General features: G+C 71.5%; 11 protein-coding genes. 4 read left to right on the top strand and 7 right to left on the bottom strand.

Annotated elements, in window-relative coordinates; genetic code table 11:
* Window positions 1-319 precede the first annotated feature (319 nt).
* On the top strand, window positions 320-823 hold the full coding sequence (locus ACF07B_RS17490; protein WP_362405723.1) for a MarR family transcriptional regulator: 504 nt from the start codon (window positions 320-322) through the stop codon (window positions 821-823).
* Here the strand turns inward: ACF07B_RS17490 and ACF07B_RS17485 are convergent.
* Entirely contained in the window at window positions 796-1209 is a 414-nt protein-coding gene (locus tag ACF07B_RS17485) for a winged helix-turn-helix transcriptional regulator (RefSeq protein WP_369480661.1), read from the bottom strand. The two genes, ACF07B_RS17490 and ACF07B_RS17485, sit on opposite strands and share 28 nt — an antisense overlap.
* A 122-nt stretch (window positions 1210-1331) precedes the next feature.
* On the opposite strand from ACF07B_RS17485, the gene ACF07B_RS17480 reads away from it, so the two are divergent.
* Window positions 1332-2222, top strand: coding sequence for an NADP-dependent oxidoreductase (locus tag ACF07B_RS17480; protein WP_392179522.1), 891 nt, complete (start codon window positions 1332-1334; stop codon window positions 2220-2222).
* A gap of 56 nt (window positions 2223-2278) precedes the next feature.
* On the opposite strand, the gene ACF07B_RS17475 is transcribed toward ACF07B_RS17480, so the two are convergent.
* On the bottom strand, window positions 2279-3700 hold the full coding sequence (locus ACF07B_RS17475; protein ID WP_392179521.1) for an MFS transporter: 1422 nt from the start codon (window positions 3698-3700) through the stop codon (window positions 2279-2281).
* A gap of 318 nt (window positions 3701-4018) precedes the next feature.
* Between ACF07B_RS17475 and ACF07B_RS17470 the strand changes: the two genes are divergently transcribed.
* Both ACF07B_RS17470 and ACF07B_RS17465 read left to right on the top strand, forming a co-directional pair.
* Window positions 4019-5110 (top strand): LLM class flavin-dependent oxidoreductase, encoded by a 1092-nt coding sequence (locus tag ACF07B_RS17470; protein ID WP_369480658.1) that lies wholly within the window; start codon window positions 4019-4021, stop codon window positions 5108-5110.
* A complete protein-coding gene (locus tag ACF07B_RS17465; protein WP_392179520.1) occupies window positions 5107-5781 on the top strand; it encodes an FMN reductase in 675 nt (224 codons plus the stop codon). The genes ACF07B_RS17470 and ACF07B_RS17465 overlap by 4 nt, the downstream gene beginning before the upstream one ends.
* Before the next feature lie 110 nt (window positions 5782-5891).
* Here the strand turns inward: ACF07B_RS17465 and ACF07B_RS17460 are convergent, their stop codons facing one another.
* The 5 genes from ACF07B_RS17460 to ACF07B_RS17440 all read right to left on the bottom strand — a co-directional run bounded on the left by ACF07B_RS17460 (window position 5892) and on the right by ACF07B_RS17440 (window position 12027).
* The gene (locus tag ACF07B_RS17460; protein WP_392179519.1) at window positions 5892-7412 is read right to left on the bottom strand and encodes an ATP-binding protein; all 1521 of its coding nucleotides are present in this window, start codon (window positions 7410-7412) and stop codon (window positions 5892-5894) included.
* The gene (locus ACF07B_RS17455) at window positions 7413-8135 is read right to left on the bottom strand and encodes a response regulator transcription factor (RefSeq protein WP_392179518.1); all 723 of its coding nucleotides are present in this window, start codon (window positions 8133-8135) and stop codon (window positions 7413-7415) included. It abuts the gene before it with no gap.
* 136 nt (window positions 8136-8271) lie between these two features.
* The gene (locus ACF07B_RS17450) at window positions 8272-10233 is read right to left on the bottom strand and encodes an amino acid transporter (protein WP_392179517.1); all 1962 of its coding nucleotides are present in this window, start codon (window positions 10231-10233) and stop codon (window positions 8272-8274) included.
* A gap of 214 nt (window positions 10234-10447) precedes the next feature.
* Window positions 10448-11146 (bottom strand): class F sortase, encoded by a 699-nt coding sequence (locus tag ACF07B_RS17445; protein ID WP_392179516.1) that lies wholly within the window; start codon window positions 11144-11146, stop codon window positions 10448-10450.
* A 263-nt stretch (window positions 11147-11409) separates the two neighbouring features.
* A complete protein-coding gene (locus ACF07B_RS17440; protein WP_392179515.1) occupies window positions 11410-12027 on the bottom strand; it encodes a hypothetical protein in 618 nt (205 codons plus the stop codon).
* Window positions 12028-12459: the final 432 nt, after the last annotated feature.

The raw sequence follows: 12459 nt of genomic DNA, 5'->3' as shown, positions 1-12459 counted from the left end.
GTCGGTGCGGGTGCGTTGTGGGTCGGGGCCGTGCCGGTGCATCAGCCCGTCGCCGTTGGGTGAGGCGTGGGCGTCGGTGGCGACGGGCATCGATGTACCGGCACGGCCCCTCGCGTCGGATCTCGGGTGCGGGTGCGTTGTGGTGGCCGGTTCGGATTTCAGCTCCTCCGGCGTTTGAGGAGCGGGGCTGGGGCGGAGCCCCGGGTATGGGTCGGGTAGGGGTGGAGGGGGCTAGGAAACGCTTGGGGGGCGGGTGCGTGTTTCCGGGGGTGTGGGGCGGGCGGCGTACGATTCTGGCCGGGCTGGTGAAAGGGGCCGTATGGCCATCGGCGGGGATTCTCGGGGGCGGCTGCTGGGGGAGCTGGCGGTCGTCTCGCGGCGGTACATGGCCTCGTACGCGCTGTTCAACCAGGCGCTCGCCGACCACCTCGGGCTGCATCCGACGGACGTGCAGTGCGTGAACCTGCTCAGCCTGGAGGACGGGCCCGTGACCACCGGGCGGATCGCCGAGATGACGGGGCTCACGACGGGGTCGGCCACCAGGCTGGTGGACCGGCTGGAGAAGGCCGGCTATGTCGTGCGGGAGCGCGATGTGGTCGACCGGCGGCGGGTGCTGGTGGCGACCGTGCCGGAGAGGATCGCCGAGTTCGGGCGGATGTGGGAGCGGCTCGGCTCCGGGTGGTACGGCCTGTTCGACGGGCTCGACGACGACGAGGTCGCCCTGATCATCGGGCACATGCGGCGCACGGTCGACCTCAGTGCCGAGCAGGTCGCGCGGCTGCGGTCCGGGGATCTTCAGGACGCCTCGGACGAGGTGTCGTAGCGCTCGCGGGCCTCGACGACCTCCTCGATGTGGTGCTCCGCCCAGTCCTTGACGGCGGTGAGCAGGCAGCTCAGGTTCGTGCCGAGCGTCGTGAGTTCGTAGTCGACGCGGACCGGCACCGCCGGGGTGACCGTGCGGGAGAGGATGCCGTCGCGCTCCAGGGAACGCAGGGTCTGCGTCAGCATCTTGGGGCTCACTCCGGCGATCTTGCGGCCGAGGTCGCTGTAGCGCATCGGTCCGCCCGCTTGGGCGAGCGCGCTCACGATCAGGCTGACCCACTTGTCACTGATGCGGTCCAGGAGCTGGTTGGTGGGGCAGCTCTTGAGGAACGCGTCGTACTCGACGCGGGCCTGGTGGCGCCGCTGGGCCGCCGTCGTGGTCGCCATGACTCACCTCCGGGTGACGTACGCACCTTCAGGTGCCTACTTACCAATGGATAGTAGCTCTTCCTAGGGTTGTTGCAGCGGGAAAGAGACCCGTGGATGACCTGTAGATGGGGTGAGCTGGGATGCGTGCAGCGGTTGTGTCGTCGTTCGGTGGTCCGGAGGCCGTGGAGATCGTCGAGGTCGCCCTGCCGGAGCCGGGGGCCCGGCAGGTGCGGATCAAGGTGGCGGCCGCCGGGGTCAACCCCGTGGACGCCGGGGTGCGCGCCGGTGTCTTCGGGGGCGCGGGGAAGCGGCTGGGGCTCGGCTGGGACGTGGCGGGTGTGGTGGAGGCGGTCGGGGCCGCCTCGGGGTGGACCGTGGGTGACGAGGTGGTGGCGCTGGCGTACGGGACCGCCAAGACCCTCGGCACGCACGCCGATCTCGTGGTCGTCGACGCCGACGCGGTGGCCGCGGCGCCCCGCTCGGTCGACGTGGTGCACGCGGCGAGCCTGCCGCTCAACGCGCTGACCGCGGCCCAGGCCCTGGACGGGCTGGGCCTGGAGCCGGGGCGGAACCTGCTGATCACCGGTGCCGCGGGGGCGGTCGGCGGGTATGCCGTGCAGCTCGCCGCCCGGCTCGGGGTGAGCGTGACCGCGCTGGCCCGCGAGGGCGACGAGCAGCTCGTACGGTCCCTGGGGGCGGACCGGTTCGTGTCGGACGGGGTGGCTCCGCGGAGTGTGGACGCGGTGCTGGACGCGGCGATCCTGGGCGCGGAGGCGCTGGAGTGGGTGCGGGACGGGGGCGCGTTCATGGGCGTCATCCCGGGGGCCCACCCGGCGTCCGTGCGCGGGGTGCGGACGAGCGCGGTGGAGGTCGCCGCCGACGGGGCCCGGCTCGCGGAGCTGGTGGCGCTCGTCGACGAGGGGGCGCTGACGACCCGGGTCGCCGGGACGTACGCGCTCGACGAGGCCGTCAAGGCGCACGCGCGGCTCGCGGAGGGCGGACTGCGGGGCCGGCTGGTCCTCGTGCCCTAGCCGGCGGCCCCGTGGAACGCCCGGGGATCGCCGGACAGGCGCTGAGGGGTCTGGCCCTAGTGGTGCTGCTCCGGTGCCTTGAGCGGGAGCAGGCGTACGAGGGGGCAGCAGAGAAGGGCGATGGCGGCCACGACGGTGAGGCTCACGGTGGTGGCGTGGGTCCCGCCGCCGTCGGTCCGGAAGTAGACGGTGGTGACGGCGGCGGCTCCGATCGCGTTGGCGAGCTGCTGGACCGCGCCGAGTGAGCCGCCCGCGCTGCCGGCCTCCGCGGGTGCGATGTCGCCGATGGTGACGTCGTACAGCGAGCCGAAGCAGGCGCCCATGCCGAGGCCGATGACGAGCAGCGGGGGGACCAGGGCCCAGCCGCCGGTGTCCGTGCCGGAGACGGTGATCAGGGCGAGGAGGTGGGCCGTCCCGGCGAGGGTGACGAGGAAGCCGATGAGGACGAGGCGGCGGCCCAGGCGGGCGATCAGGCGGTAGCAGGCGATCGAGGCGATGACGATGCCCGCGGACAGGGGTGTCAGGGCGAGCGCGGCAGCCGCGGGGGAGCGGCCGAGGCCCTGCTGGAGGAAGAGAGAGAGGACGTAGAGGAGGCCGGCGACCGCGGCGAAGAAGACGGTGCCGAGGACCAGTCCCGAGGTGAAGCCGCGGTTGTGCAGGAGGGAGGGCTGGATCAGCGGGCTGGGCGCGGTGCGCTGGCGGTGGCAGAACCCCGCGAAGAGCGCGAGACCGGTGAGCAGGAGCAGGAAGGGGACCGCGTTCCAGCCGTGGGCGGAGCCTTCGATGAGGCCGGTGAGCAGGGCGAGCATGGTGGCGCCGAGGAGGGCGGAGCCGGGGATGTCGACGGTGGTCGCGCGGTCGCCGGTGTCGCGGGGGAGCAGGCGGGCGGCGGCGAGGAGTGCGGCGCCGCCGAGGGCGATGTTCATGAGGAACATCGGGCGCCAGCCGAGACCGGCGAGGTCGGCGTCGACGATGAGTCCGGCGAGGACCGGGCCGCCGACGGCGGACAGGCCCATCACGGGTCCGAACAGGCTGTAGGCCTTGCCGATCTGGTCCCGGGGCCAGGTCGCTCCGAGGATGCCGAAGCCCTGGGGGATGACGAGCGCGCCGAACGCGCCCTGGAGGAGCCGGGCGGCGACGAGGGCTGCCGGTGTGGGCGCGAGGCCGCAGACGGCCGAGGCCGCGGTGAAGCCGGCGAGGCCGGTCAGGAAGAGCCGGCGGCGGCCGTACTTGTCGCCGAGCCGTCCGCCGAGCACGAGCAGGACGCCGAGTGCGAGGGCGTAGGACGCGCCGAGCCACTGGATGAGGGCGGTGCCGCCGCCGAGGTCGCGGGCGATGGTCGGGGCGGCGATGTTGGTGATGGTGCCGTCGAGGAGGTCGAGGACGTCGGCGGCGAGGACGACGCCGAGGATCGCCCAGCGGACGGGGGCGGGCGGGTGCTCCGTCACTTCATGTGCGTCGTGCAGTATCTGTGTCACGCAGATAAATGTCGGGCATGGAGTGCGGTGCGGTCAAGCGGGATTTCGGAGGGGTGTGCCGACCGGTGCGGTGCGGTGCGGTGCGGTGCGGTGCGGTGCGGTGGGTGGCATGGCCCTTTCGGGGTGGGGCGACCTGTGTGGTGCGGTGGTGGCGTGGCCCTTTCGGGGTGGGCTGTCGGCGGTGCTGGAGTGCGGTGCCGGAGCGCGGGGGTCGGCGGTGCCTGGACGCGGTGCCGGGGTGTGGTGTCGGAATACCTGGGGTGGGGTGGTGGTTCGAGGGTATAGTTGAACAGTCAACAAGATGGAGGGTGAGCGACCATGCAGTTCGGGATCTTCAGCGTCGGCGATGTGACACCGGACCCGACCACGGGCCGGGAGCCGAGCGAGCACGAGCGCATCAAGGCCATGGTCGCCATCGCGCTGAAGGCCGAGGAGGTCGGCCTCGACGTCTTCGCGACCGGCGAGCACCACAACCCGCCGTTCGTGCCGTCGTCCCCGACCACGATGCTCGGCTACATCGCGGCACGGACCGAGAAGCTCGTCCTGTCCACGTCCACGACGCTGATCACCACCAACGACCCGGTGAAGATCGCCGAGGACTTCGCGATGCTCCAGCATCTCGCGGACGGCCGGGTCGACCTGATGATGGGCCGCGGCAACACCGGGCCGGTCTATCCCTGGTTCGGTAAGGACATCCGGCAGGGCATCAACCTCGCCGTCGAGAACTACGCGCTGCTGCACCGCCTGTGGCGCGAGGACGTGGTGACGTGGGAGGGCAAGTTCCGTACGCCGCTCCAGTCGTTCACCTCGACCCCGCGTCCGCTGGACGGAGTCGCGCCGTTCGTCTGGCACGGCTCCATCCGATCGCCCGAGATCGCGGAACAGGCCGCGTACTACGGCGACGGCTTCTTCCACAACAACATCTTCTGGCCCGCCGACCACACCAAGAAGATGATCGAGCTCTACCGCGAGCGGTACGCGCACTACGGGCACGGAACGGCCGAGCAGGCGATCGTCGGCCTCGGCGGCCAGGTGTTCATGCGGGCCAACTCGCAGGACGCCGTACGGGAGTTCCGGCCGTACTTCGACAACGCGCCGGTCTACGGGCACGGGCCCTCGCTGGAGGACTTCACCGAGCAGACGCCGCTGACCGTCGGCTCGCCGCAGCAGGTCATCGAGAAGACGCTGGCCTTCCGCGAGTACGCCGGTGACTACCAGCGCCAGCTGTTCCTGATGGACCACGCCGGGCTGCCGCTCAAGACGGTCCTGGAGCAGCTCGACCTTCTCGGCGAACAGGTCGTGCCGGTGCTGCGCGAGGAGTTCGCCAAGAACCGGCCGGCCGACGTGCCGGACGCGCCGACCCACGCGGCCCGGGTGGCCGCCGCCAAGGAAGAGGTGACCGCCGTATGAAGCTCGTCGTCGTCTCGGCGGGGCTGAGTGTTCCGTCGTCCACGCGGCTGCTGGCCGACCGGCTGGCGGCCGCGACCGCCGGCCGGGCGCCCGGAGCGGTGGATCTGCGAGTCGTCGAACTGCGTGACCTCGCCGTCGAGATCGCGCACAACCTCACCAACGGCTTCCCCGGACGGGCGCTGTCCGCCGCGATCGACGACGTGACCTCGGCGGACGGGCTGATCGTCGTCACGCCGGTGTTCTCCGCCTCGTACAGCGGGCTGTTCAAGTCGTTCTTCGACGTGCTCGACAAGGACGCGCTGGCGGGCAAGCCCGTGCTGATCGGGGCCACCGGGGGGACCGGGCGGCACTCGCTGGTCCTCGAACACGCGATGCGGCCGCTGTTCGCCTATCTGCGGGCGGTGGTCGTGCCGACCGGGGTGTACGCGGCTTCGGAGGACTGGGGGGTGGAGGGGCTTGCCGAGCGGATCGAACGAGCGGCGGGTGAGCTGCTTGCCCTGATGACAGCGCTGAGTGTCCCTTCGACGCGAGGCGCCTCGGCCTCGGCAGCCCCTTCGGGGGCGGTTCGGGGCGGGCCCGAAGCGGCTGTACCGGCCCAGCCTGCGCCTGGCCGGGCGGACGGTTTCCGCGTGGTTCCCTTCGAGGAGCAGCTCGCGGCGCTGCGGGCGTAGCGACCCACCCCGGGGCTCCGCCCCGGACCTCGCTCCTCGAACGCCGGAGGGGCTGGACCTTCACGCGCGGTCCCGACCCAGCCGCCGGACCGGACCCGCGGGGGCTTCGGTCAGTCGGGTGCCTCGGCGCTTTCGACCGTGAAGCCGATCACCGTGCCGCCGTTTTCCCGGGGGTGGGCGAACGGGGTGCCTCCGTGGGCCGCGGAGATCTCGCGGACGATCGACAGGCCCAGGCCCGAGCCGGGGAGGCTGCGGGCGTCGGCGGCCCGGTAGAAGCGGTCGAAGACGCGCACGAGGTCGTCGTCGCCGATGCCGGGTCCCCGGTCGAGCACCTCGACGCGGACCGGTGCGTGGCGGCCGGTGGAGCCCGCCGTCGTGGCGGAGGAGGCTGAACTCGTAGGGCTCTTGGGGCTCGTGGGGTGTGCGGGGACGCCGGCGGGGGGTGTGGCCGGCTGCCGGGCCGGGCCCGTCACCACGACCTCGATCGGCGCCGTCCCGCCCCGGTCGAACTTGGTGGCGTTCTCCACGAGGTTGGAGACCGCGCGCTGCAGGGCGGTCGGGCGGCCGTCGACCGCGGTGTCGCCGGTGGCCCGGACGGTGATGTCCCGGCCGGTGCGGCGGCGCGCGACGACCGCGACGTCCTCGGCGAGTTCGGCGAGGTCGAGCCGCCGCACGGGCTCGGTGTCCGACCGGCCGGCCGCGAGGGCGACCAGTTCGTTGACCAGGTCGGTCAGCTCCCGGGACTCCAGCGCCAGGTCGGCGACGAGTTCCTCGCGGGCGTCGGGCGGCAGCTCGTCGATCCTGCGGAGCATCGAGATGTTCGTACGCAGGGAGGTCAGCGGCGTACGGAGTTCGTGTCCCGCGTCCTGGACCAGGCGGCGCTGGTCCTCCTCGGACTGGGCGAGACGGCCGAGCATCCGGTCGAAGGACCGGCCGAGCCGGGCCACCTCGTCGTGCCCGGTGACCGGCACCTGGATGCCGAGACGTCCGGTGCGCGCCACGTCCTCCGCGGCCCCGGCGAGCCGCACCAGGCGCCGGGTGATGCGCCGGGCCAGCCACCAGCCGAACAGCCCGGCTGCGATCACGACGGCCCCGACGAGCAGCACCGTGCGCTGCTGGAGCTCCCGGAGCAGGTCCTCGGTGTCGCTGAACTGCTGGGCGACCTGCACCGCACCCCGTCCGCCGCCGAGCGAGACGGTCGCCAGCCGGTAGCGGTCGCCGGTGACGTCGACGTCCTTGTGCTCCATCAGCCCGCCCGCCTCGGCGGCGTCGGCGACCTTCCGGTCGTGGCCGTCCACGGGCAGCGGCGGAACGCCGGGGCCGACGATCGCGCCGCCGGGCCCGAGCACCTGCACGTCGGTGCGGCTGGGCCGGATGATGTCGTCGAGGGGCCCGTCGTGGTCCGGGTCCGAGGACGCGAAGTCGTCCGGGTGCAGGGGATGTTCGCGGACCTGGTCGCGCAGGTCCTGCACCACCTCGGCGAACACGGTCTGCTGGTCGACCCGCACCAGCCGCGCGGCGGCGTCGTAGCTCAGGAACCCGACCAGGACCGTGACGGCGGCGGCGACGGCCGCGAAGGACACGGTGAAGGTGGCCCGCAGCGAGGACACCTGCCGCAGCCGTCGGCGCACTCAGTCCTCCCTCAGGACGTATCCCACGCCCCGCACGGTGTGGATCAGCGCCGGAGCGCCCGGCTCGTCGAGCTTGCGCCGCAGGTAGCCCACGTACACGGCGAGGTTCTTGGAGCCGGGGCCGAAGTCGTAGCCCCAGATCCGGTCGTAGATGGTGGAGTGGTCGAGGACGATGCCCGCGTTGCGGACGAGCAGTTCGAGGAGCTCGAACTCGGTGCGGGTCAGTTCCAGCTCGCGCCGGCCGCGCCAGACACGGCGGGCCTGGATGTCCATGCGCAGCCCGGCCGCGGAGATCTGCGCACCGGACGTCCGGGGTTCGCGGGGCGCGGGCGTCGGCGCGTCGTCGAGGGCGCCGTTCCCGGTGCGGCGCAGCAGGGCGCGCAGCCGGGCGAAGACCTCCTCGACGTCGAACGGCTTGACGACGTAGTCGTCGGCCCCGGCGTCGAGCCCGGCGATGCGGTCCGCGGTCTCGACGAGCGCGGTGAGCATCAGGATCGGGGTGCGGTCGCCCTCGGCGCGCAGCACGCGGCACACCTGGAGGCCGTCGATGCCGGGCATCATGACGTCGAGGACGAGGACGTCCGGCGGGGTGCGGTGGGCCTGGGCCAGCGCTTCCACCCCGTCCGCCACGGCCGTCACCGTGTAGCCCTCCAGTGTCAGTGCCCTTTCCAGGGCATGGCGGATGGCGCGGTCGTCCTCGGCGAGCAGTACGTTCTGGGGCACCCGACCAGTCTGCCAAGCCGTCGGCGGTGTGCGACCTGGTGAGCGGGTCCGCGACGGGCCTTCATACCGGCCTCTCACCTCTCCGCGGTGTGTCGGAGCGTGTCGGACGTGCCCGGGAGGGTCCCGGCCGGGAGGGTCAGCCGACGTGCACCCGCGGCCGGCGCGCGCGGTCGGGTTCGGCCTCGCGCAGGACTTCCCTGGTGACGGGGGCGACCTCGCCCTGGCCGAAGAGGAAGAAGCGCAGGAAGTTGGTGAAGGGGCTGCCCTCGGTCCACTCGAAGTAGATGTGCGGGATGCCGCCCGTGGTGTCGCGGACGTAGAGCAGCAGGGCGGCGAGGGCGTTGGGGATGGAGGCGGATTCCAGGGTGATGACGCGGTAGCGGCTGTGCAGCACCTCGCCGCGTACGTTCATGACGGACTCGAACTCGGAGGGGTCGCCGACGGTGACCTCCAGGAAGACGAAGTCCTCCTGGGGCGGGAGGTCGTGGTCGGCGCGGATCTGCTCGATCTTCTCGCGGTACTCGGTGATGTCGCGTTTGTCGGGCTCGTTGGCGATGAAGCGGATCCGCCGGCTCGCGATGTCCCGTACGAACCGCTCGGCCATGTCGTCCATGGTCATGCTGGTCACGCGCAGTTCGAACGCGCGGGCGAGCCGGGAGAGGAAGGAGACGAGCATGATGCCGGCGATGAAGCAGGCGCCGATCTTCACACCGTCGGGGCGTTCGATGACGTTCACGACGGTCGTGTAGAGGAAGACCGCCGAGATGACCGCGAAGCCGATGGCCCAGTGCTTCTGGCGGGCCTTGCGGGCGGCGATGGTGACCGCGATGGCGGCGGAGCTGATCAGGACGAGGACACCGGTCGCGTACGCGCCGCCCTGCGCGTCGACGTCGGCGTCGAAGATCCAGGTGACCAGGAACGCGATCAGGGTGAAGACGATCACCATGGGGCGGACGGCGCGGGCCCAGTGCGGGGCCATGCCGTAGCGCGGGAGATAGCGCGGCATGAGGTTGAGCAGCCCGGCCATGGCGGAGGCGCCGGCGAACCACAGGATGGCGATCGTGGAGACGTCGTAGACGGTGCCGAAGGCGTTGCCGAGGTACTCGTGCGCCAGATAGGCGAGGGCGCGGCCGTTGGCCTGGCCGCCCGGCTCGAACTCCTTCTCCGGGATCAGCACGGTGGTGATGAAGCTGGTCACGATCAGGAAGACGCTCATGATCACGGCGGACGTCGTGAGCAGTTTCTTCGCGCCGCGGATACGGCCGGCCGGCTTCTGTTCGGTGTCGCCGGGGTCGCCCTCCACGTGCGGCATGACCGCCACACCGGTCTCGAAGCCGGACAGGCCGAGCGCGAGTTTCGGGAAGACCAGCAGGGACACCCCGATCATCGCGAAGACGTTGCCGTGTTCGGCGGTCAGGGCGGCGGTCCAGTCGGTGACGACGTGTTCGTGGGTGATCACCTGCCAGACTCCGGACACCGCGACCACGACGTTGAGCCCGAGGTAGATGGCCACCAGGACCACCGCGACGCCGATCGCCTCCAGGAAGCCCTTGAGGAAGACCGCGCCCAGGAGGGCCACCAGGAACAGGGTGATCACCATCTGCTTGTCGTGCAGGGCGTCGTTCAGATGGGGGTTCTCCACCAGGTGGGTGGAGGCGTCGGCCGCCGAGAGGGTGATGGTGATCAGGAAGTCGGTGGCGGCGAAGCCGAGCAGGGTGAGGACGAACAGCTTGCCCTTCCAGAAGGAGAGCAGGCGTTCCAGCATCGCGATGGAGCCCTCGCCGTGCGGGCTCTCCTCCGCGACCCGGCGGTAGACGGGCAGCGCCCCCGCCAGAGTGACGATGACGAGCACGATGGTCGCGATGGGGGACAGCAGTCCGGCCGCGAGGGCGGCGATGCCGGGCTGGTAGCCGAGGGTGGAGAAGTAGTCGACGCCGGTCAGGCACATGACGCGCCACCAGCGCTGCCCCTTGTGCACGGGCGCGGGCTCGGTGGACGGCCGCGGCAGCTGGCGGCCCTTGCCCTTGCCCATGTCGGAGAGGCCCTCCAGCATCCACGCCCGCAAGCGACTCGGCGGGGCGGGCTCGGTGCTGGCCATCGGTGACTCTCCTGACGTACGTCTCTTCGAACGGTTCCGGCCATCGAGGAGACGGCGCCCATCAGCGTATGCAGAGAGTGATCCATGGGCCCGAGCGTCCATGGGTCTCGGGCGTCAAGCTTGCGTTAAGACCTGCTGGTCGCGCATCACGAGTGCGCCGAGCGGAAGGGGTTCGTCGCCGGTTCGGGGAGTCGGGGGCGGTGCCGGTGCCCGGTCAGACGAGATGGGCGAAGACCACCAGGTTGTCGGTGTAGTCCTTGACGGCATGGTCGTAGGTGCCGGCGCAGGTGATGAGGCGGACCTCGGCGTCGGGCGTGTCGGCGTACACCCTGTCGTCGGGGAAGGCGTCCTTCGCGAAGGTCTCCGCGCTGTCGACGACGAAGGACGCCGTCCGGCCGTCGGACCGTTCGACGCTGAACTTGTCGCCCATCTTGAGGTCTCCGAGGCCGGCGAACACGGCGGCGGAGGTCTTCGTGTCGACGTGCCCGGCGATGATCGCCGTCCCCACCTCACCGGGGGAGACGCCCTTGGCGAACCAGCCGACCATGTTCGTGTCGTTCGCGGGCGGGGCTTCGAGCTTGCCCGTGGCGTCGATGGAGAGGTCGGTGAAGGGCGCGTCCACCGAGATCTTCGGGATGTGCAGCCGGGTCGGCTCGGCCCGCGGGAGATGCCTCGCCGCCGGGCGGTCGTTCGAGGGCGAGGCCGAGGACACCGGCGCCTGCGCGTGCGCGTGCGCCGGGGCCGCCGCGGCGGGGGAGGCGGGGCCGGACGACTGGTCCTGGCGGTGGAGCACGTTCGTGGCCACGAGGACCGCGAGACCGGCGCACCACACGACCCAGGTGGCGCGACGCCGGAAGGTCCGCTCGGGTGACGGGTTCGGGGTCTCGGCGGGAGAGGACAACCGGGCTGCCATCGGGCACCACCTCATCGGGTCGGGGCAGCGGAGCGGACTGGGCGGGAGCGGCGGGAAGAACAACAAGGCGAGCAAGCGGGGGGAAGCAGGAGCGGCAGGACAGGCAACAGCAGAAGGACCGGCAACAGCAGCAACAGCAGCAAGAGCACAAGAGCGGCAAGAGCGGCAACGCCGGCAAGGCCGTCAGGAGCCGGAGGAGGGACCGGCCGGGCCGCCACGGGGTGAGGGGGTGGCGGCCCGGACCGCTATGTCGTCAGGCATGGTCAGGCCACACCACCCGCGGAGCTCCTACGGCGCAGCATGTACACGCCCGCGGCCGCGAGGCCCAGGACGCCGACTCCGCCGGCCGTGACACCGGAGCTCGTGGCGAGACCGCCGCCGCCGGTGTGCACGCCGCCGTGCGGCCTGTCCCCGGACTCCTTGCTGCCCGAGTCCCACGAGCCCTTGTCCGTCCCGGAGTCCCAGGAACCGCTGCTGTGGTCGGAGCTCGAGGAGTCCTTGTCCTTGTAGGTCTCCGGGTCGTACTTCTTGTCGCCCTTGGTGGAGTCGTCCGTCTTGAGGGACGTCAGAGCGCCGCCGCCGGTGTGCACGCCGCCTTCCGGCTTCTGGTGGTGCCAGGTGGGCTTGCCGTGGTCGCTGTCGGTGTCCTTGCCGTGCTCGGTGCCGTATCCGGAGTCTTGGTTCTCCTTGCCGTATCCGGAGTCCTCCTTCTCCTTGCCGTACCCGGAGTCCTCCTTCTCCTTGCCGGAGGAGGAAGAGGAGGAGGAAGAGGAGTCGCCGTGGTCCCAGTCGCCGGTCGCGGCTGCGTACGCGCCGGGGGCGCCGATCGCGAGAGCGGCGGTGGCCGTCGCAGCGGCCAGGAGCATGCGGGCAGATCGCATTGTGGGAGTCCTTCCGTCAGAACCAGGCAGCTGACCTCTTGTCAGCAGGCGAAAACCCGGTGCGACGTGATCCACCGTCAATCCGATGCGGCGAGCGCACCACCCGGGAAGCTCGCCCGGCCCATGGCCGAGGGCCCGTCCTCCGGTCGCCGTGACGACCGGCCCAGGGCGGTCCGACCTCTCTGACCTGCCGATTCGCCGTGCGCATCCAGAGGGGAGCCGCCCTGAGCGGTGTTCTTCGGATGACCCGATCGGCGGCGACACGTCTGCTTCGCCGGATGCGCCGTGCGAGGGGCTCACCGTCAGATCCCGTTCCCCTGAAGGCTCTTGTCGTGGGTGAGTCGTGGGTGAGTCGTGGGACAGCCATGGGCGAGCCATGGGTGGGTCATGTCCTGGCGGCCGCTGAAGGTAGCGTGGCAGCGCGGGAGTGGC

Origin of the sequence: Streptomyces sp. NPDC015532 (genome assembly GCF_043078065.1) — a bacterium.
In the GTDB taxonomy this organism is placed as follows: domain Bacteria; phylum Actinomycetota; class Actinomycetes; order Streptomycetales; family Streptomycetaceae; genus Streptomyces.
The sequence above is the reverse complement of the archived record's forward strand: the minus strand, read 5'-3'. Positions and strand labels throughout refer to the sequence as shown.